Here is a 22,506-nt window from a genome sequence, read left to right as displayed (position 1 = left end):
ACATCATCAAAATCTCTTAAGGCTCTAATTCGAGTTAAGAAATGACCATCGATATATTCACAATCATCAATAAATTCGTATTTTTTTGCAGGCTCTTGTTGATTAGCAAGCGCGGTTTCATTTGAAATAGAAGAGATAATGGGGGTGTTGTTTGAATTTGTCATAATTAAAACCTATCTGTTTAAAAGCTTGTTATTGACAGCCCATAAGGGCGCCGGGCGCTAACAAACACGGCAGATAGTCCGTTGCTATGCTTTTCCCTCGCGAAGGGTATTGTATAACATAGCTACACCCGACAAAATCATCATATATGCTAACAAAAGCATAAAAGATAGTCAGTTTTTATAACAGGATTAGGTTTATCGTAACCTATTCGCTATCTGTTTTAGTGTTTGTTAATCACTTGAGTATTTATATAATAAAATACGTATTTATTGTCAAATAATATTTTATCTTTTTTGATATTTTTTCTTATTTTTTAAATACGTTATGTATTGATAATATCTTATGCTTATTAATTGCTTCTTTTATATTTATGTGCTTTTAAAGCTATATTACGGGCTTTGTGAAACGATTGCGTATTTTCTGAATCTATACATTTATAATATTTTAGAAACGCTCTCATTATGCGTATTTTAAACTTTATAACCTATCAATTTTATTGCTAAATGGCTTTTAAGATTTCTGTTAATTTCTTTTAATAACACATTTTAGACTTAATAGCCTTTATAGGGACTGTCTTTATAAACAAATGCTTTCATTTGCATTTTTGCTTTCTCTATAGTTGTTATGTTCTTTATAGCCATGGCATCATTGTTCATGTTCATAAGAGAAATGATAAATAGGATAATTGCGATTTATTGTCTGTTATGAAAACACTTATGAAAACATCTCAATAGAAACTGATCATTATAGAGATGAGCAAAATCCCTTTTAATAAACTTTTGTCATTTTTGTCAGTTCTTTTTAGAACCTATATCATTTTTTTTAAATGATAAAAAATTAAAATCATTATATTTCAATAAGTTAAGTTTTATGAATTTTTCAAAATACAACTTATTAAAACATCCATAACAAATAAATACAACTGTAAATATATATTTGTCAGTTTATGTCAGTACATTGAATCGACAAAAGTGATCATTTAGTGAATGATTAAAACATGTCTTATGAGAGTATGTGATCTTTTAAAGCCTTTCAAAAGAAAGGGATTATAATCATAATAAATGCTATCAAGACCATTATGGTTATGAGTTTTGGAGGTGCTTTTTACGCCCCCCTTTACATATTTTTCAATAAAAAATAAAAATCATTATATTTCAATATGTTATTTTTTATCAATTTTTCAAAAAACAACCTATATCAATAGTACAACCTATAAATTCAACTAATGCTCTATGTTTTGTAAGGGTTTTGGGGGGGTAGAAACATTCAAAACCTATAAGTAATATAAGAAAATGAATATACATAACCCTCTTTAAATAAAGCTTCTGATAACAATAAAGCACTCATTTTAGATTACGGTTTAATCTTTTAAAGGCAATGTAAATAAGAGTATCTAAAAGTGCAAGTTTCTTCTTTTTAAATAACGTATGATAAATTATCCTTTTAAAGATTGTATGTCAGCAATTTATAAAAGGGATATAAGAACCTATAGGTATAAAACCTTATACCCCTTATGAGTTTATCATATCCATTATGTGAGCATGCTTTTAAGTTATTCAGTTTCTCTTATTTTCAATTTTGGTAGGTTCTTAACAATTTTCATTGTCTCTAAACTTATGGAAATAACTCTAGAGGGTAGGCAGGGTTGCCAATGGTTTCAACAGCATAACGATTGGCATCATTAACAATGCCACTCTTTTTATCAGTCTTAACACATTGACGCCCCATAACCCATTCAAGAGCGGATTTACCATTAACGATATACTCACAAGCGTCAAGAGGGATATCTGTTATTGTGATATTGTTATTATAAATAACAGTGGTTTTATCTTTCTCTTTACCTGTTTTTGCGAATTTCATTTCAGTCACGTAATAGAATTTTTCTGGATTAGAGATCTCTGTAACTTTTGGATTACCTTTTTTAAAGGTTACGCGATAAGGTTTTACAGTTTCATAATTCACGTGCAAATGATCCAGTTCACGCCCTGTTACAACAGAGCTCCGTTTTCGTATAAGGGGTTTAAGTCTCTTCAAAAGAATTAAAATGAAGCTTATTAAATCCATTTTGAACGAATTGAGAAAAAATGCAGAAAAATGCTAAAAAAGCCGATAATTTTTTCAAAAGAGTTTTTTAAATGCTGTTTATCCGCAGCCCATGAGAGAGATCAGATCAGCAAAATAGTGAAATTTGCTGTTTATTTTATGGAAAAAAGACAAATGAAGCATGTGCTTTTAAAATATCATAATGATTATTTTGATAGGTTTTATGAGTCACTAAAATAATCTAGTTTGTTAGTTCAATTTACAGACACAAACTGACAAATATATATTATTGATTGTATTTAAGGTTGTATTGTCGATATAGGTTGTATCGTTAAAATACTAACCTATTGAAATATAATGTTTTTAATTTTCTCTCATTTAAAAAAAATAATATAGGAGCTAGAATGAACTGACAAGACTGACAAAACTCTTCTGATAAGGTCACTCAGATCATTTGCTTTTGGAAAAAAGTTCCTTGATGAGAATGCCATAAAAAGAGTTTTGCGTGGTTGTCTTAAAGACTTCAAAAGAGATTTCTTTATTGTTTTATGCTGTTGTTTTTAACCAAAGGATTCCATTCATACCGTCTATCAGGACGCCGACCTAATTCATTCCCCTCTATAGGAAATTCACGAATATAGTTACAACGACATAAAAGCTCTAAAGCTTGCTTAACGGCTCCATTGTCTTTTAAAGATCTCCAACACCGTCTATAGATATCTCTTGCCGTAAAAACATTGGGTAAAAGATCACAGCGCTCTACAATTAATTTTGCACGCTCTGCTGTTAATGTATCATTCGCCGCATAAAGACGTTTTGCATGACTTATCAGATATTCTTCCCAATATAAGGCTCTCTCAAGGGCATCTCTATTGATTTCAAAACGCCCCCCTTCACTCAATTCAAAAATCAATGCAAGGGTTGGTATGGTTTTATTCATTTTCAAAAGATGCGCTTGTAAACTTGATGAGAAATGACCTCCTTTGATTGTTCTTTGAAAATTTTCCCACCATACACGAAACATTTCTTGAGCTTCAGCAGAAAAGCGTATGGTAATAGGGTGTTTTGGTGATCCTAATGGTTTATCATAAAGAGAACGAAAAATTCCTTGATAACTTTCCCATGCCTTTTGATTGGGAGGTCTATCAACCCATAACCGCTCTTTTCGTTCATCGGGCCACACCAGCATTTGAAATCGTTGCAATAAGCCGTCATTATTTGTTCCATGGTGCATTGCTTGAATAATGGGAATAATCCGTGAAGGTTGAATGCCCCCAATAATGGAAATGGTTGCATTGGGAATAAAAATGGTTCCACGTCCTATACGGTCATAGGTGTATGATTTTTTGCCATTAAAAGCTGTTAGATAAAAAGAACGGTCTGATTGATATTCCTTCCGTTCCAAATCGGATAAAAAACCAGATAATTCATCACGAACCAACAAGAGACCACGGGGGTTTTCTTTTAACAATTCCCCAAGCTTTTCGACGGTCACATCGTTGACAATAAGACGTCGTTTATTAAGCGTGTCATCTTCCTCACTTTCTTTATGTTCAAGAGATTGAGAAAGAAGAGCAAGGGCTTGTTCCTCGTCTTGATCTTTGAGTGCTTTGTAGGCTTGTTTTTTCTTTTCTCTTTTGTCTAATTCAATAAGAATATCTTTTGTTTCTTGCTGTTTTTTCTTCTTTAACCATTCTTGATGCCATTCCTCTTGAAAAACATCAAGAGGTGCTAAAGCAGCTTCCATGGTATCTGTTTTCATAGTTGAAGGTTCCCCCACAATGGCACCCCAGAGATTAGGAACAATTTTCCAATTGGCATGTTGTTTTGGAGAAACCCGCACGCCATTTCCAATGACAGCAGACAATCCACATAAAGCAGAAACAGCAACAAAATCGATAGAAGATTGTTGAATATCAGCAACGTCATAAACATAGTTTATTAATGGTGTTGGAAGCAGGAATATTTTAAAAGGCTCGACGGGTAAGAGAGCCGTAGCAATCGGTTGTAATTGCCCCCAACCATTTTGTTGCAAGGCTTGTTCATAAGAAATGGCTTTTAAACAAGTATTTTCGTTTAAAGAGACATTATCGTTATCATTGACGGGAGTATTTTCATTATTGTTTTGTAAATTACTATCTTTCATAGTTTCCCTCTTTTAAGAAAGTAATACGTTATTAAAATCGGTTCCTTTTGGAGCTTGCATCATAAAGACCTCAAAGCCATGGCTATAGGCACGTGCAGCTAGGGTAAAACCTGCTTTACGACCCGCATCATCGCCGTCCATTGCAATTGTCAGACGTCCTTTTGTAGGGGGTAAATTCACACGCATCATGCCACTGGTTGAAAGAGAAGCCCATAAATTAACGGGCTCTGATAACAACCCAGACAGCAGAGACAGCCCCGTTTCAATGCCTTCACAAATGACCAGATGTTTTGGATTGGCTTGGCTTAAATGCACCCCACCACCCGTTACAGATCCCAACATGGCTTTTGCTGGTTTCTGATCTGTTTTGCAGCCATTGTCTTTTAAAAAGGTTCTATGAATGGCAAAGGAACCAGCCCCCTTAACAAGAGCAACCAACGCGGGCAATGTACCCCCAGAGGGGTGTGGACATTTGCTATGAAAACGTAAATCAGCAGGCAAATCACATGTAATACCCCGCATACGTAAATAGGTTTCTGCTAAAGTATTTTTGATTGGTTGGCTTTGTTGCCAAATTGCTTTTGCTCTCTCTGCTTTCTGTTTTGCTCGTTTGAGATCAGCACAAAACTGTTTTGAGAAAGAGAGCGTCTGATCATAAGCTTGTTTTCCAAGCAATCCAATTCTAATAAGCGCTTGTATGATCTCTCTAAAAGAGCAGCCAGCATAACAATAGAGCAATAAACGCCCATCATGTCCATTGGCAAGGGATAAGCTAGGCAGCCTATCATCATGAGCAGGGCAACGGGCTGTTCCATAACGCCCATGCCAAACCCCGCGCAAGGCACGTGTGATACCTTGCGCATTCTTAAAAGAACACATCATTGTAAATCCTATAACGTTGCGTCACAGGACGGATTGTGCTATCTCTAGGGTGATGAGTTTGAGAAAGCCTTGTCCGTCCTTACGTGACAAGGTTTTTTTTATGCCGCGTCACTTTGACGTTGCTGTTTTGCTTGCTCGATGACATTGATAAGATCCGATTGTAACCAACGGGACAAAAAACCAAATTTTAAAGGTTTTGGGAGAGAGCCATTGGTTACATGACGGCGGAATGTTGAGACACTCATATGAAGCAATTTTGCACTTTCACGGTCTGTCAAAAGAATATCATTTTCTGTCATACTAAAATCCTTTCTATCAAAAAATGGTAACAAATCATAACTATTTATTAACCACATTTTGGTTCATTTGGAAAGATGTTTTATTTATAGAAAACAATATTTTATCATACAATTTTTGATGTGATAATTTATGACTCTTATTGAGAAAGAATGAGAGAGAAGAGAGAGAAAGTTATCCACAGATCATGGGGTTATGCACCCCATATCTTAAGATTGACCAGTGACATAAGCCGCCCATTTATCCATATAGACACGGCGCTGTTCTAAATAGTCAGTACGACGATAGGCACGCTCTACTTGTCCTCCTACTGTATGACCTAGGATAGTTTCAGCAACCTCATAAGGGGCATCGGTTGTTTCGGCGAGCCAATCACGTAAACTAGAGCGAAAGCCATGGGGGCAGGCTTCAAGTTTATTTTTTCTCATATACGTAGCCATACACTTCTCACCAAGGGAACCCCGACCTGTTGCAGAAAAAAAGAATTCATTGCGAGAGAGCAGGCGCGCTTGTTTTAAAATATCTAATGCTTCTGTTGATAAGGGCACACGAAATTCTGTTGTAGCATCACGCCTTCCTTTCATATTCTCAGCAGGGATTGTCCATATATCCCCCTCAACTTGATCTTTATGAATATGACACAAAGGATTGGTACGAACCCCTGTAAGAATAAGCAAACGCAAAGCTAAATTCGTCATAGTTGTTTTTTCACAAAGTGTTTTATAAAAAGCCGGCACATCTTTCCAATCCATAGCTGGTCTATTAATAGTTTTATGAAGTTGTTTACCTAAAAGAGCACGTGCTTTTTCTGTTGCTTGTAAATCAACATCCAATCCTAATGCAGCCGCATGTTTGAGACACATATTGAGACGAATAAGAGCTCTATTAGCTGTTGCAGCTTTTGTATGCCAAATAGGGGCAAGCGTATTGCGTATCTCTATTTGCGTAATCTCAGAAACGGGCAGACAGCCTAATTTGGGGAGAATATGAAGTTGTAAAGGCGAAAACCAATCTCCATTTTTACCCTCTCCTTTTAATTCAGCTTTACGAGTTTCAAAAGTGTCTAAAGCAATATCTTTTAAATAATGGAGATTACTTATTGCCTCACGCTTTTGTTTATTGCGTTCTTTAATGGGGTCACGACCCTCACGTAAAACCGAACGCCACCCAGTTGCCAATTCACGGGCTTGTTTTAAAGAAACATCTCTCAAAGCACCCAATCCCATCTCACGACGGCGCCCATGAATGGTATAACGATAAATCCATTGAGCACCTCCATCTTTACGCTTATGAAGAAGCAAGCCGGCACCATCATTATATTTGCCAGCCCCCAATGTTGCGACAGATCTTGCATTAAGACGGTTCATAAGAGCCATTTTTTAATCCTTTCTTATACAAATTTGATCCACACACTCATCCCGCTTCTTATGTGCAAATGAGTGGTTTTGATTGATGCAACATAAACAGATTTGAAATGAGAGAATCTTACGTTATTCGGGACTCTCATTCACTATGAATAACGCTAGATTATCATTATAAATCAATATCTTGTCACTTGGTTAATCGCTTCCTTGGCTTCATTAAACAGTTGGAAAAAACCGGTTGGGAATTGCGCTACGGGTTTGGGCTGTATCTTACCACCTGCCAAAGCGCCATTTTTTAAAACCGTAATACTATCTACTCTGCTCCAACTCTTTACAGCTTCTCTCACATCTTCAAATGCGCCCCGCTCTGCCATTATCCCACCTTTGGATTGGCTGTTGAGGATATGCATTACTTGACTAAAATATTTATTTGCCCATCGTTGAGGGTCTTTTGTCGGTCTTACAACCCCATAAAATTGCCGTTCTATCTTGTCAAAATACCCCGTTATACACTCCCAACCCAATTGACCCGCTGGAACCAAAGGTTGATCAGGGGATTCAAGCAATTTTCTCCCTAAAAAAGCACGTTTTACGACCTTTTTATTGAAAGCTGCCCCTTGGATATCGGGCATCATGCACTGTAACTGCTTAAATTCCTCTTCACTATAATCACGCAATTCACCCGTTTCTAAATCAGGTGCCTTATAATATCGTTTGCTTTCAAACCAACGGCATTCAACGAGTGTGACCATCCGACGACCGTTTTCAACATCAATGCCCTTCTCATCATCGTAAGCTTCAAGATCATTATGATGAATGCCTTCATAGGCAACCCCATCACGCGCCCAATCAGCACTCAGCTCTGTCCAATGGGCTTTGGGAAACATCTGCTTGGCTACTTCCAAGGGCTTGCGGTCTACATACCACATGCGTTGTGCATCGGTTAAATTTGGTTGCACCGCTGCACTATCCCAAACCATTTTTAAAGGATCTAAACGCGTAATAACCGGTTCACCATCTATACTGTTCTCATAATCAAGCCGCGTATCGGTCCACCCCATGCCGCAGATGACAGCGTCTTGGAAAGCATCACTATCTGCATATTCAGCATGTGCCATGTCGCGAAACCATTCCGCTGCTCCTGTAAGCAATTCACTTGGCAATGCCTTGCCTATTTGACGGGGAATGAATTGCACCTCTCGTTTATTGTTACGCTCTGAACCCACAACGGCATTAACCAATGGTGCAATGCGATTAAACGTCATAACGGGGCGGCGTTGCTCTTTTAACGCCGCTAAATCAGCCTCATTCCACTGATCACCATTGTAAAATTGAAAATCCTCCCTTGCATGTTCACGCCATTTGTTCACATGCTCAACATCTTCTTTGTACCAATTCACAAGCTTGCGAAATAAGCCTTCTGTCGACAAATCTGATGCGTTATGTTCTTTTTCTAAATGCTCTTCATCATCCATCATTCTGCCATCCATGACGTGCTCTCATAAGTTTCTCTACCGCTATAAGCTGGTCTCTTCTGTTTCTGCATCGGCTGTTCATACCCCACACACATCAATCCAAAGGCATCTGCACCATGACTGGACCAATCATGCTCGGCGCCTAAACCAATATTACGCTTCTCATCCCATTTCTCATGATACCAATTCAGTGCTTTACGACCCGCTACGGTTGTCTCTTCATTAAACCAAACAGACGGCAAAATACGTCGCACCGCCTCTATACGCATCTTAACCGCCCCTGCCCCTTGATTAGGGATCACTTGCGTTTCAAAACCCGCATCATTTAAAGCGCTCTCAAAACTCACATTGTGCACACGGTCTCTCGTCGCACCATCATGGGGTAACACCATCAATGCCTTCTCATAACCATTTTGACGCAACCAACCGATATGTTCGGATAAAGGCTGTCCCTGAGCTTCGTAATAATCAAGTACTCTGATCTCCCTACCAACAAATTGCGCTATCCATATCGCTGTGGCATCTGCCTTAGCACCCGTACCCCCAATGTCCCAAAAAGCGCGTATCTGCATTAAAGGATCACGAGCAACACGCCCTATCCGCCCCTCCTGCTCGGCTGCCAACATTTCCTTTTGATAATAAGCGCCTTGAACCGCTGTAAGATAATCCCCTTCCCAGATATGTTTATAGGTCTCGGGGCGGTTTCTCAGATCATCAAGTCGTGCTTCATTCAAGATTTTCGGAAACTTCGGATTGTCTGACCAATTGATCTCTACACGCTTAATGGCTTCATTGTCTGAAAAGCGAAACCGCTTCTCAACGGGGGCATTCTCTCGCAACGGGTTCCATGTGACCCATAACTCTGCTCGCCACCCCTCGCCTTCTTCACGCAACGTTGGAATAAGCGTCTGCCAAGCCGTCTCTGTCACGGGCTCTGCCTCATCAACCCAACAAAGCAAGATACGCCCCATCGATTTAATGCTCGCAATATTACGGTCCAGACCAGAAAACTGAAAGGCTATACGACCATCTATCGATTTAATCGACGACTCCCCAACCTTGTAATAGTCCTTTAAAAAGTCGTGCGCTTCAATGGCGCGCTTAATCTCCTCCAATGAACTCTCTGCTAGCGAATTCTGAAACTGACGTGCACAAAGAATGGTCCCCGATATCCCCTGCATACCAAATTGATAGCCTTTTAAAGCAGCCATCAAGGCAAATGATCTTGTCTTTCCAGACCCTCGTCCACCCCACGCCGCTCGTACCAAAGCGTCTCCTGTAAAAATAGGAATGAGTTTTGGTACAATCTTAATCTGTCTTGTCGTCATTCATTGTTAAAGGAGCAATTTCTACACGCCCTATGATCTTAATCGCGCCCCCATCTTCACCCGTCACTTGCAAAGGCAACACCTTCCCAAGCAACGCTAAATAAGCAGCGGGGCATTCCATAGCCTGCTTTTCCAAATAAGAGATCAAACCATCCTTGCCAATTTTATTCCCAGCATTCTCAGCAGCCTTAACCACTGCTTCTTTTAAAATGCGCGTCACTTTATTTGGAACGCCTTTGACACGCCCTTGACCTGCCTTTGGTGGTATACGCTTTTTAATCGGTTGTGGAGCCTGTTCTGTATTTTGTGATGTCATAAAATACACCCTCCAGATAATAAAAAACCCCGCATTTGCGGGGATTTTGAACTGTACATTTCCCTCTCTAGACACAATACGCCTAAGTACAGTAATGTCATTAAATACGATTTGCTACACTTTGTCAACATAAAAATAACACATATTGATAATTTCAAAGGGAATCAGTTAATGATAATTCCAATAAAACCAATTAAAGAGCAATAAACATGACAATCGTATTAATTATCTTATGTATTCTACTATTACTTCCATTTACTGGAATTATACTGGAAGCTTTATGTGCTATAGTTGGTTACGGTATAGGTGCCGCTATGATTGGAGTCCTTATTTTTCTATTAATAATAGGAGCAAAGTTCTTAGGATTTATATATAGCTTGTGTTTAATAATAGCGTTTATGGCATTAATTGCGATTTGTAACATTAAATCAAACGGAAACACATGGGAAGAAGCAATTTCATACAGCACTGCACTATTTTTACCACTGCTTATCTTATGGTTTATTATATGGTATTTCTCTGATAATCGTGATATGTTGGATATATCATCCGTATTGTTTATTACAGCAATAATATGTTCTATTATTGCGATCCCATTCACATTCAATCCTCCAACGAAAGATATTAAAGGCTATCCTGGATTTCTAATTAAAATGTATTGTGTAATACTTATATTTTTTGCGGGTCTTTGTTGGAGCAAAACGACGGCAATAGTAACGGCAATAGTATCAGTAATAATATTGATTGGCTATTTCATTATGATTGCATATTCAGATAATGATAAACCTGATGAAAAAGATGAAAAAAAAGCTTCTAATGAAAATACTTCCTAATAACATTAAGAACGATACGCAATGAATTCACAAGGTGTGGTAGCATTTGATCTTCTATAACGAGGGACTGTAACGCAGCATGAAGATTATACTGTCTATAGAGGCATTGGGCTTCTTTTAGTGCCTCTTGCATGTTTATAAACTGCTCTGTTGCAAATTCTACCCATTTGTCTCTTGCCTTATCATCAGATGATGACGGCATTTCGTCATAAATTGCATTAGGCAAGCCCTTTGCACAAAGGTAATTATTTCTTATCTGTAAGTACTGTTGCGCGGCATCATATTGCTCTTGAGTAATCACGCCTTGCAAACAAAGACGCCCGATATAGGTACCAGAAAGTGGATTTTTTGCCTCCTGTAGCGTTAAACCGAAGCGCTTTGCACGCATTTCTATTGCCAATTTATCAACAGCTTCACGCGGTGTTTTGCAACGTGATATACGTCCATTTGCTTCTCTTAGCTGCCCTGCTATTTTAGGGCGTCCCCTTTTTTTATTTTTTTTCACTTATGTCCTCAGATGTCTGTTTAATATCTTGCCAAATTCTCTCTGATCTTGACCATGAAATTCGATTTAAAAAGAACAATAAAACCACTAAAATGCATATTACAGCAGCAACACCTAACTTAAGTTTTAAGTGACTTTGATCCCAAGAAAGTTTTAAGAGCAGAATGAAAAGTGTACTCAATAAAGCACCCATCACTATACTGTAATAACTCATTGATGTAGATGACATACAATCTCTTAACAGCTCTATATCATTCTCTGTAAGCATATAAACGGGTTCAGATTCTTCTGTACTAACCCTAGACTTCTTTTTACTATCCATTAAAGCACCTTCTGTTTAAAAAGGAACACTGTCATTCATAACGGTATGGGGCGTATCAAGAGGTCTGTAAATGCTTCTGTCATAAGCAGATGACTGATCTTGATTATCATCATTTTTGCCATCTAAAAGCTTTAACTCGCCTTTGTACGGAGGCAATATGACTTCTGTTACATACCGATCAATACCATTTTTATCTTGCCATTTACGGGTTTGTAGTCGCCCCTCGATATAAACTTTGCTGCCTTTGACAAGATATTGATTTATAATGATAATCTAGCATTATTCATATGGAATTAAAGACCAGAATAACGTAAGATTCTCTCATTTCAAATCTGTTTATCTTGAATCAATCAAAACCACTCATTTGCACATAACAAGTGGGATGAGTGTGTGGATCAAATTTGTATAAGAAAGGATTTAAAAATGGCTCTTATGAACCGTCTTAATGCAAGATCTGTCGCAACATTGGGGGCTGGCAAATATAATGATGGTGCCGGCTTGTTACTTCATAAGCGTAAAGATGGTGGTGCTCAATGGATTTACCGTTATACTATTCACGGACGTCGTCGTGAAATGGGATTGGGTGCTTTGAGAGATGTCTCTTTAAAACAAGCACGTGAATTGGCAACTGGGTGGCGTTCGGTTTTACGTGAGGGTCGTGACCCCATTAAAGAACGTGAGAAACAAAAGCGTGAAGCAATAAGCAATCTCCATTATTTAAAAGACATTGCTGTAGATGCTTTTGAAAGTCGGAAAGCTGAATTAAAAAATGATGGTAAGAATGGAAGTTGGTTTTTACCATTACGCCTTCATATTCTCCCCAAATTAGGCTGTCTGCCCGTTTCTGAGATTACCCAAACAGAGATACGCAATACACTTGCCCCTATTTGGCATACAAAAGCTGGAACTGCTTATAGAGCTCTTAATCGTCTTCATCTTTGTCTCAAACATGCGGCTGCATTAGGTTTGGATGTTGATTTACAGGCAACAGAAAAAGCACGCGCTCTCTTAGGTAAACAACGCCATAAAATAAAAAACTTACCTGCAATGGATTGGAGAGATGTGCCGGCTTTTTATAAAACACTTTGTCAAAAAATAACTATGACACAATTGGCTTTGCGTTTGCTTATTCTGACAGGCGTTCGCACAAATCCTTTACGTCATATTCATAAAGACCAGATTGATGGGGATATATGGACTATTCCTGCTGAAAATATGAAAGGAAAGCGTGATGCTACAACAGAATTTCGTGTGCCTTTATCATCTGAAGCATTAGAAATTTTAAAACAAGCGCGCTTGCTTTCTCGTAATGATTTCTTTTTTTCTGCTAAAGGTCGCGGTCCCCTTGCTGAGAAGTGTATGTATCTTTACATGAGAAAAAATAAAATTGAAGCCTGCCCCCATGGTTTTCGCTCTAGTTTACGCGATTGGCTTGCTGAAACAACCGATGCCCCCTATGAGGTCGCTGAAACTATTCTAAGTCATACAGTAGGAGGACAAGTAGAGCGTGCCTATCGTCGTACTGACTATCTAGAACAGCGCCGTGTTTATATGGATAAATGGGCGGCTTATGTCACTGGTCAATCTTAAGATATGGGGTGAATAACCCCATGATCTGTGGATAACTTTCTCTCTCTTCTCTCTCATTCTTTCTCAATAAGAATCATAAATTATCACATCAGAAATTATATGATAAAATATTGTTTTCTATAAATAAAATACCTTCAAAAATGAACCAAAATGTGCTTAATAAATAGGCATGAGTTGTTTCCATTTTTTATTATGAAAGGATTTTATTATGACAGAAAATGATATTCTTTTAACAGACCGTGAAAGTGCAAAATTGCTTCATATGAGTGTCTCAACATTCCGCCGTCATGTTACCAATGGCTCTCTCCCAAAACCCTTAAAATTTGGTTTTTTATCCCGTTGGTTACAATCGGATCTCTTGAATGTAATCGAACAAGCAAAACAGCAACGTCAAAGTGACGCGGCATAAAAAAACCTTGTCACGTAAGGACGGACAAGGCTTTCTCAAACTCATCACCTTAGAGATAGCACAATCCGTCCTATGACACAACGTTATAGGATTTAAAATGATGTGTTCTTTTAAGAATGCGCAAGGTATCACACGTGCCTTGCGTGGTACTTGGCATGGGCGTTATGGAACAGCCCGTTGCCCTGCTCATGATGATAGGCTGCCTAGCTTATCCCTTGCCAATGGACATGATGGGCGTTTATTGCTCTATTGTTATGCTGGCTGCTCTTTTAGAGAGATCATACAAGCGCTTATTAGAATTGGATTGCTTGGAAAACAAGCTTATGATCATACGCTTTCTTTCTCAAAACAGTTTTGTGCTGATCTCAAACAAGCAAAAAGGAAAGCAGAGAAAGCAAAAGTAATTTGGCAACAAAGCCAACCAATCAAAAATACTTTAGCAGAAACCTATTTACGCATGCGTGGGATCACGTGTGATTTGCCTGCTGATTTACGTTTTCATAGCAAATGTCCACACCCCTCTGGAGTTACACTCCCCGCGTTGGTTGCTCTTGTTAAGGGGGCTGGTTCCTTTGCCATTCATAGAACCTTTTTAAAAGACAATGGCTGCAAAACAGATCAAAAACCAGCCAAAGCTATGTTGGGATCTGTCACGGGTGGTGCTGTGCATTTAAGCCAAGACAATCCAAAACATCTGGTCATTTGTGAGGGCATTGAAACCGGTCTGGCTCTACTGTCTGGGTTGTTAACAGAGCCCGTTGATTTATGGGCGTCCCTTTCAACTCATGGCATGATGCATGTGAATTTACCCAAAACCAAAGCCCGTCTGACAATTGCAATGGATGGCAATGATGCGGGGCGTAAAGCAGGTTTTACCCTCGCTGCACGTGCCTATAGACAAGGCTTTGAGGTTTTTATCATGCAAGCCCCCTACGGTCTAGATTTCAATGATGTTTTGATACTAAAAGGTATAAATAAATGAGAGAGAATAAAAACAATATTATAGATACCAACAATCAAAATGTTTCATGCAATGATAACGATAATGGCTCTTTAAATGATAAGACTTGTTTAGAAGCCATTCCTTATAAACAAGCATTGCAACAAAACGGTTGGGGGGAATTAAAACCACTTGAATATACTCTCTTACCCGTCGAGTCTTTTCATGCTGCGCAAATGCCTTTAACTTTAAGTCGCTATATTTATGACGTTGCTGACCGTCAACAAGCGCCTCTCGATTTTGTGGCTGTCGCTGCTTTGTGTGGCTTGGCTGCTCTCATCGGCAATGGCGTGCGGATTGCTCCAAAACAACATGATGATTGGAAGATTGTCCCTAATCTCTGGGGCGCTCTTATTGGTCAACCTTCAACCATGAAAACACCTACCATGCAAGCCGCTTTAACTCCCATCACTTGCCTTCAAAAGAAATGGTATAAAGACTGGCTAAAGCAGAAAGAGAGACAAGAAATTGAAGAGATACTTGAAACTTTAGACAAGTCTGAAAAGAAAAAACAAGCCCATAAAGCAATAAAAAAAAGAGATCTTGAAACAGCCCATGCTCTTTTGTCTGAAACCCTCTCTAAAGACAATGCGCGTGATGAGGATGTCTCTCGTTTTATTGTCAATGATGTGACCGTTGAAAAGCTTGGGGAACTTTTAAAAGAAAACCCCCGTGGTCTCTTGATGGTGCGTGATGAATTATCCGGTTTCTTAACAGATATGGAACGAAAGGAATATCAAACAGACCGTTCCTTTTATTTGGAAGCTTTTAATGGAGATGGTCAATTTACTTACGACCGGATTGGGCGGGGAACCATTTTTATTCCCAATGCAACCGTCTCTATTATAGGGGGCATTCAACCCTCTCGCATTCTGCCCTTTATACGCAATGTTTTATATGGCAAAGGCAATGATGGTTTCTTACAACGCTTTCAAATGCTTGTCTTTCCCGATGAACGACAAGAGCAGTTATGGGTTGATAGACCTCCCAATCAAAAGGCATGGGAAAGTTATCAAGGGGTTTTTCGTTCTCTTTATGATAAACCATTAGGATCACCAAAATATCCGATAACCATACGCTTTTCTGCCGAAGCCCAAGAAATGTTTCGTGAATGGTGGGAAGATTTTCAGAAAAGAATAAAGAATGGTCATTTCTCTGCAAGTTTAAAAGCACATCTTTTGAAAATGAATCAAACCATACCAACCCTTGCGTTGATTTTTGAACTGGTTGAGGGTGGTCGTTTTGAAATCAATAGAGATGCCCTTGAAAGAGCTTTGTATTGGGAAAAATATTTGTTAAGTCATGTCAAAAGGCTTTATGCGGCGGCGGATAGCTTAGCAACAGAGGGGGCAAAATTAATTGTCGAACGTTGTGATTGTTTACCCGATGTTTTTACAACAAGGGATATCTATAGACGCTGTTGGCGTTCTTTAAAAAACAAAGAAGCTGTGAAGCAAGCTTTAGAGCTTTTATGCTGTTCTAATCATCTTCGAAAAAAGTTTATAACACATCAGACAAGTGGACACCCTAGCACTTATTATGAATGGAATCCTTTAGTCAAAAACAGCAGCATAAAACAATAAAGAAACTTTTTTTAAAAACTTTCTACTCAAAGAGGCAAAACTCTTTTTAATGGCATTCTTATCAAGGAATTTTTCTCCAAAGATAATAATCTGAGTGACCTTATAGGAAGAGTTTTGTCAGTGTTGTCAGTTCTGTCAGTTCCTTTTAGACCCTCTATTATTTTTTTAATGAGAAAAATTAAAAACATTATATTTCAATAGGTTAATATCTTTAAAACATAACTCATATCAAGAGTACAGTCTTTAAAGATAACCAATGATGTGAATTGATTAAAACTTGTCAGTTATGTGTCAGTAAATTGAACTGACAAAAGTGATTATTTTAGTGCTTCGTAAAACACTTCAAAATACTCATTATGATATTTTATGTACATAGTTCATTTGTCTTGATGAATACGTGAAACGAATAGCAGATTTCACTACTTTGCTGATCTACTCCATGTCATGGACTGTGGATAAACAACCTTTAAAACCCCTTTTGAAAAAAATATCGGCTTTTTTTAGCAGTTTTTTCCCATTTTATCGTTATTTGCCTTAAATGCATTTAATTGAATTCGTTTTGATTCTTTTGATGGTTATTGATCATCTCATAAGGCAAGGGATTTTTATTACAATATGCTGCAATCTATTAAGTATGATAACAAACACGTTACTTTGCGCTCTCTGTTGGAATATTATCGTCAACGAGCTAAATCACCCCGTGAATTAGGAACCATGTTTGAAAACCTTGTCATGGCTTATTTGAGTGAAGACCCTCTTCAAAAGCAAGAATATGAAAAGGTTCAAACTTATTTGGAATGGGCGCAAGAGCATGGAGAAAATGGAACTGATATTGGGATTGATTTGGTCGCTACAATCCGTGATGAAGGAGGCTATGCGGCTATTCAATGTAAATGCTATGATGCTTCTCACATAATTAAAAAAGAAGATATTGATAGTTTTATTGCTGCCTCGGGCAAAAAGATCTTCACCCGTCGCATACTGGTTGATAGCACCGAAACAGATTGGAGTGACAATGTTGAACTGACTTGTGAAGGACAAGAGGTTCGTATTCAACGGATTAATCTATTTGATTTGGAAAGCAGTCAAATCGATTGGGGGGCTTATAAAGAACAAGGACAAGCTGTTCTTAAAGAGAAACCGAAGAAAAAGCTTTTAGATCATCAGAAAGAAGCCCTTGAGAAAGTCTGTGAAGGTTTACAAGAAGCAGACCGTGGCAAGCTCATTATGGCATGTGGAACGGGGAAGACTTTTACAAGTCTTAAGATAGCAGAAACCATAGCAGGTCAAGGCAAGCGGGTATTGTTTCTGGTGCCCTCTCTCGCTCTTATCTCTCAAACAATTCGTGAATGGACAGAAGATACAGAAGTGCCTTTACGCTCCTTTGCCGTGTGTTCGGATACACAAGTGGGTAAGCGTCGTAAGAATAATAAAAATGATGCTCTTGAATTTGATAGCTCTGATCTTGCCTTGCCTGCAACAACGGATGCAAAAGAACTGGCTAGCAAAGCGGGTAAGGTTTCACATGATCTGATGACCGTGGTGTTTTCTACTTACCATTCAATCCAAGTGATTTCGGATGCGCAAAAAAAGTATGATTTATCCGAATTTGATCTGATCATTTGCGATGAAGCCCATAGAACCACTGGGGCTTCATTGGGAACTGACGACAATGAATCTGATTTTATCAAGGTTCACGATAACAGCATCATTCAAGGCAAAAAACGTCTGTATATGACAGCAACGCCTAAGATCTTTACTGATGATGCCAAAAAGAAAGCCGATGAGATCAATGCTGTTCTAGCGTCTATGGATGATGAAGAGCTCTATGGAAAAGAGCTTTATACCTATACTTTCTCAAAAGCCGTTCAGAATGAATTGCTTGCACCTTATAAGATTATTGTTTTGGGGATTAATGAAGAGGAAGTGAGTCAATCCATTCAACATCTGATGACCGATGAGAATTATGAACTTATCCTTGATGATAAAACCAAGATCATAGGCTGTTATCAAGCCCTTGCTAAAATAGATCTAAAAGTTGATTTAAATGATGACCCTAATCCCATGCGGCGGGCTTTGGCTTTTTGCAAAGATATCAAAACTTCTGAACGTATCCGTGATACCTTCAATTCTGAAGAAATACAGAAAGAATTATTTAATCTTCATAAGGTCTATAAAGATACCCCGCCGCTTCACTGTACCTTTGATCATATTGATGGAACCCAAAGTGCCAAAACGCGTCATAAAGCCCTTGATTGGCTTAAGGAAGATGCGGGGGAAAATACGTGTCGTGTGCTAACCAATGTACGCTGTCTTTCTGAGGGTGTTGATGTTCCTGCTCTTGATGCGATCATGTTTTTACACCCGCGGAAAAGTTATGTGGATATCATACAGGCGGTGGGGCGTATCATGCGGCGTGCACGAGGTAAAAGGAGAGGCTACATCATTTTACCCGTTGGGGTACCGGCTGGGGTTTCTGCTGAACAGGCTTTAAAATACAACAAAAGATACAAGGTGGTCTGGCAAGTGATCAATGCTTTGCTTGCTCATGATGAGAATTTTGAAATCACCCTTAACCAGATGATTTTAGGTCAAGACGTTAGTGATGTTTTGGAGATTGGCGCTTTAAAGAGCATGACCGCGGTTGAGGATAAACTCCATATCCATGAAAAATCAGAACATATGGGGCTTGAGATTGGAAAAGCCGCTCATGAACCACAAATTATTCATAGCGTAACAGGAAGATTACCTTTTTATAAAGAGTTTCCCAATGCTTTGAAAACCCTTCTTGCGAAGAAATTTGCTATTGCGGATTATTGGGAAAATTGGGCGGGCAATGTTGCTGAGATTGCTCAAAATCATATCACCCATCTTCAAAACCTGCTTGCTGATGAAAACAGTGAAGCCTTTCATGCTTTTGATGCCTTTCATAAGGAATTAAAGAACAATTTAAACAGTGAAATAAAACAGGAGGAAGCCATTGAGATGTTAGCACAACATCTTGTCACGCGTCCCGTGTTTGAAGCTTTGTTTGAGGGCAATGAATTTGTGCAAAACAATGCCATTTCGCAAGCAATGGAAAAAATCTTAACAGAACTTGATAAAACCAATATCGAGGAAGAATCCAAGGAATTACAAGAGTTTTATAACAGTGTAAGGCTTCGTGCTTCTGGGATTACTTCGCCCCAAGCAAGGCAAAATCTTATTATTACGCTTTATGAAAGCTTTTTTGCCAAGGCATTTAAGAAAACCACGGATAGGCTTGGGATTGTTTATACACCCGTTGAGGTTGTTGATTTTATCATTCATTCTGTTGATGATGTGTTGCGTAACGAATTTGGAAAAAGCTTGGGGTCACGGGGTGTCTCTATTCTTGACCCTTTCACTGGAACGGGGACCTTTATCACGCGGCTATTACAATCTAAACTGATCAAACCAGAGGATATGGAATATAAGTTCCGAAATGATATCCATGCCAATGAGATTGTCTTACTCGCTTATTACATAGCAGCGATTAACATTGAATCGACTTATCATAGTATCATGAAAGGTGATTACATTCCCTTTAAGCATATTGGCTTAACCGATACATTCCGGATGCTTGAAGAGAAGAACCTGCTACAGGAATTATTCAAAGAAAACAGTGAATATTTAGAACATCAAAAGAAACTAGATATCGAAGTTATCTTTGGTAACCCCCCTTATTCTATAGGACAAAAAAGTGCTAATGATAATGCAAAAAATACCCCTTATCCAATTTTAGATAAACGGATCAGTGAAACTTATGCTGCTCAATCTAAAGCAAGTAATATACGAGCGCTTTATGACAGCTATATCCGTGCTATTCGCTGGGCTAGTGACCGTATAAAAGACTGTGGTGTTATTGGTTTTGTTACAAATGGAAGTTTTTTAGATGCAAATTCTATGACGAGTTTAAGAAAGTGTTTTGTTAAGGAATTTAGCAGTATTTATGTGCTCAATTTGCGAGGAGATATTCGCAAAAATATGACGAATAAAGAGGCTTCTCAAGAAGGACAAAATATTTTTGGGAGTGGTAGTATGGCTGGTATTGCCGTGACCTTATTTATTAAAAATCCCAATGCTTCTGGAGGGTGTAAAATTTACTATCATGATATTGGTAATAATCTTACAACAAAAGAAAAGCTCACAGCTCTTGAGTATTTTTCTAGTATTGGTGGCATCACACGTGAACAAGGCTGGCAACTCATTACACCAGATAAACATGGTGATTGGCTTGGTCAACGCGATGACAGTTTCAAGACATTCCTAGCTCTAGGTATTAAAAAAGGGCATGATAAAAAGCTCTTTGAGACTTTTTCGTGTGGTATACAGACTAATCGTGATGCTTGGGCATACAATTCAAGTCGTGAAACTCTCGCGAAGAATATGAGTAATATGATTGCTTTTTACAATAGTGAAGTGGAGCATTTTAATGGTGCTTATACACATAATGACGGTAAAACACGTACTAAAACTGTAGACAATTTTGTTAATGCTGATGAAAGAAAAATAAGTTGGAGTCGCGCTCTTAAACAAGAATTAATAAGAGGAAAAATCTTTGAACTTGAAGATAGATGCCTTATTCAAAGCCTTTATCGTCCTTTTACGAAACAATGGCTCTATTATAATCGCGCCTTTAATGAAATGGTTTATAAAATGCCGCATATATTTCCGATAGGACGAGCGATTGAAAATAGAATAATACAAGTTACTGGTACAGGTTCACGAAGTGATTTTTCTGTACTTATGACTAATAATATACCTGATCTTAATATGATAGATGGTGGTAGCCAATGCTTTCCAAGGTATCTTTATGAGGATATTGAATCTTTAGAGGATAAAGATAATAACCAATCCCATTTATTTACAAACTCTACAGAAGCAAACGCAACAGCTAATTTACAGAGGCGTGATGCCATTACTGATGAAGGATTAGCACATTTTAAAGCTGCTTATCCTAATGAAACCATAACAAAAGATGATTTGTTCTATTATGTTTATGGGATTTTGCATTCGGAAGATTATCGAGCCCGTTATGCTGATAACCTTTCTAAAGAATTGCCTCGTATTCCTTGTGTAAAAACTGCTGAAGATTTTTGGAAATTTGTGACAGCAGGGTGTGAATTGGGTCATTTGCACGTGAATTATGAAGATGTAGAACCTTATCCAGTCACATTTAAAAAGGGTAATCCAAAACAGACAGAGATCTCTAATCCCGAAAAATTTTATTATGTAACTGAAATGAAATTCGCAAAAGCAGTTAAAGAGAAAGGCAAATCCGAAAAGGATAAATCGACTGTTATTTATAACAGCAATATCACAATGACTGATATCCCTCTTGAAGCTTATAAGTATATCGTCAATGGAAAGCCTGCTCTTGAATGGATTATGGGGCGTCAATGCGTTAAGACTGATAAAAAGAGTGGTATTGTTAATGATGCTAATCGCTATGCTGTTGAAACCGTTGGCAACCCTGCTTATCCATTGGAATTGTTTCAAAGGGTTATTACTGTAAGTCTAGAAACAATGAAAATCGTAAAAAACTTACCAAAATTAGAAATAAGAGAAACTGAATAACTTATAAAGCATGCTCACATAATGGGTATGATAAGCTCATAAGGGGTATAGAGCTTATAACCATAATCTATACCTCTCTCTTGTTAAGTTGATTAGATACAATCTTTAAAAGGATAATTTATCATGCGTTATTCTAAAAAGAAGAAACTTGCACTTTTAGATACTCTTATTTGGATTGCTTTAAGACTTTTAAGAAATCCCATCTTAAAGTGAATTAGATTTTTTTACATTGCCTTTAAGAGGTTATACCGTAATCTAAAATGAGTGCTTTATTGTTTTCAAAAGCTTTGTTTAAAGAGAGTTATGTATATTCATTTTCTTATATTACTTATAGGTTTTGAAGGTTTCTCAAACCCTCAAAATACCTTCAAAACCCCTTTTTATATATATTACAGATTGTATTTACGTGTTGTGTGTAATATAGGTTGTTTATTTAAAGCATTAACATATTGAAATATAATAACTTTTATTTTTTGATTGAAAAATAATATATAAAGGGGCGTAAAAGGAACCCTCAAAATACTCAAAATCTTCAAAACTAACAACCATAAGGATCTTGATAGCATTTCTTATGAGTTACAAACTATCTTTTGAAAGGCTTTAAAGGATCATATGCTTTTCATAAAGCACATTTTAATCATTCACTAAAA

The 22,506-nt window shown here is 37.9% G+C and carries 14 protein-coding genes and 3 pseudogenes; 6 read left to right on the top strand and 11 right to left on the bottom strand.

From position 1 onward, the window contains the following. Window positions 1-1,717: 1,717 nt before the first annotated feature. The 8 genes and pseudogenes from ACFIMU_RS07740 to ACFIMU_RS07705 form a co-directional block, all read right to left on the bottom strand. Window positions 1,718-2,160: pseudogene (locus tag ACFIMU_RS07740) on the bottom strand (type ISP restriction/modification enzyme); the annotation flags it as partial. Window positions 2,161-2,746: 586 nt separating this feature from the next. Next, the gene (locus tag ACFIMU_RS07735) at window positions 2,747-4,354 is read right to left on the bottom strand and encodes a YfjI family protein (protein WP_375615311.1); all 1,608 of its coding nucleotides are present in this window, start codon (window positions 4,352-4,354) and stop codon (window positions 2,747-2,749) included. Window positions 4,355-4,366: 12 nt separating this feature from the next. Beyond that, window positions 4,367-5,236, bottom strand: a complete 870-nt coding sequence (locus ACFIMU_RS07730) for a toprim domain-containing protein (protein WP_375687080.1) — start codon at window positions 5,234-5,236, stop codon at window positions 4,367-4,369. Between the two features lie 98 nt (window positions 5,237-5,334). Next, window positions 5,335-5,535 carry an AlpA family transcriptional regulator gene (locus ACFIMU_RS07725; protein WP_011180791.1) on the bottom strand — a complete coding sequence of 67 codons (201 nt, stop codon included), beginning with the start codon at window positions 5,533-5,535 and terminating at the stop codon, window positions 5,335-5,337. Window positions 5,536-5,742: 207 nt separating this feature from the next. Next, window positions 5,743-6,909, bottom strand: coding sequence for a tyrosine-type recombinase/integrase (locus tag ACFIMU_RS07720; protein ID WP_375615321.1), 1,167 nt, complete (start codon window positions 6,907-6,909; stop codon window positions 5,743-5,745). A 173-nt stretch (window positions 6,910-7,082) separates the two neighbouring features. Further along, a pseudogene (locus tag ACFIMU_RS07715) lies at window positions 7,083-8,387 on the bottom strand (portal protein); the annotation flags it as partial. Continuing rightward, window positions 8,372-9,700, bottom strand: coding sequence for a PBSX family phage terminase large subunit (locus tag ACFIMU_RS07710; protein ID WP_375696982.1), 1,329 nt, complete (start codon window positions 9,698-9,700; stop codon window positions 8,372-8,374). The gene ACFIMU_RS07710 and the pseudogene ACFIMU_RS07715, both read right to left, overlap by 16 nt. Continuing rightward, entirely contained in the window at window positions 9,681-10,016 is a 336-nt protein-coding gene (locus ACFIMU_RS07705) for a hypothetical protein (protein WP_375607482.1), read from the bottom strand. Before ACFIMU_RS07705 ends, ACFIMU_RS07710 begins: the two co-directional genes overlap by 20 nt. A gap of 209 nt (window positions 10,017-10,225) precedes the next feature. On the opposite strand from ACFIMU_RS07705, the gene ACFIMU_RS07700 reads away from it, so the two are divergent. Continuing rightward, entirely contained in the window at window positions 10,226-10,849 is a 624-nt protein-coding gene (locus ACFIMU_RS07700; RefSeq protein WP_375607481.1) for a hypothetical protein, read from the top strand. Here ACFIMU_RS07700 and ACFIMU_RS07695 read toward each other — a convergent pair. The 3 genes and pseudogenes from ACFIMU_RS07695 to ACFIMU_RS07685 form a co-directional block, all read right to left on the bottom strand. Next, window positions 10,830-11,354: a hypothetical protein gene (locus tag ACFIMU_RS07695; RefSeq protein WP_375607480.1), complete on the bottom strand. Its 525-nt coding sequence runs from the start codon at window positions 11,352-11,354 to the stop codon at window positions 10,830-10,832. The two genes, ACFIMU_RS07700 and ACFIMU_RS07695, sit on opposite strands and share 20 nt — an antisense overlap. Beyond that, window positions 11,341-11,676: a hypothetical protein gene (locus ACFIMU_RS07690; protein WP_375607479.1), complete on the bottom strand. Its 336-nt coding sequence runs from the start codon at window positions 11,674-11,676 to the stop codon at window positions 11,341-11,343. Before ACFIMU_RS07690 ends, ACFIMU_RS07695 begins: the two co-directional genes overlap by 14 nt. 15 nt (window positions 11,677-11,691) lie before the next feature. After that, window positions 11,692-11,934 (bottom strand): annotated as a pseudogene (locus tag ACFIMU_RS07685) (single-stranded DNA-binding protein); the annotation flags it as partial. A gap of 165 nt (window positions 11,935-12,099) precedes the next feature. On the opposite strand from ACFIMU_RS07685, the gene ACFIMU_RS07680 reads away from it, so the two are divergent. The 5 genes from ACFIMU_RS07680 (at window position 12,100) to ACFIMU_RS07660 (ending at window position 21,856) form a co-directional block, all read left to right on the top strand. Beyond that, a complete protein-coding gene (locus ACFIMU_RS07680; protein ID WP_375686775.1) occupies window positions 12,100-13,266 on the top strand; it encodes a tyrosine-type recombinase/integrase in 1,167 nt (388 codons plus the stop codon). 208 nt (window positions 13,267-13,474) lie between these two features. Further along, window positions 13,475-13,675, top strand: coding sequence for an AlpA family transcriptional regulator (locus ACFIMU_RS07675; protein ID WP_007347209.1), 201 nt, complete (start codon window positions 13,475-13,477; stop codon window positions 13,673-13,675). A gap of 97 nt (window positions 13,676-13,772) precedes the next feature. Next, on the top strand, window positions 13,773-14,657 hold the full coding sequence (locus tag ACFIMU_RS07670; protein WP_375696981.1) for a toprim domain-containing protein: 885 nt from the start codon (window positions 13,773-13,775) through the stop codon (window positions 14,655-14,657). Next, complete coding sequence (locus ACFIMU_RS07665; RefSeq protein WP_375696980.1) at window positions 14,654-16,258, top strand: YfjI family protein; 1,605 nt, start codon at window positions 14,654-14,656, stop codon at window positions 16,256-16,258. Before ACFIMU_RS07670 ends, ACFIMU_RS07665 begins: the two co-directional genes overlap by 4 nt. Before the next feature lie 615 nt (window positions 16,259-16,873). Next, window positions 16,874-21,856: a DEAD/DEAH box helicase gene (locus ACFIMU_RS07660; protein ID WP_375696979.1), complete on the top strand. Its 4,983-nt coding sequence runs from the start codon at window positions 16,874-16,876 to the stop codon at window positions 21,854-21,856. Window positions 21,857-22,506 lie beyond the last annotated feature (650 nt).

Origin of the sequence: Bartonella sp. AC70YNML (genome assembly GCF_042196545.1) — a bacterium.
Taxonomy (GTDB): Bacteria; Pseudomonadota; Alphaproteobacteria; order Rhizobiales; family Rhizobiaceae; genus Bartonella.
The sequence above is the reverse complement of the archived record's forward strand: the minus strand, read 5'-3'. Positions and strand labels throughout refer to the sequence as shown.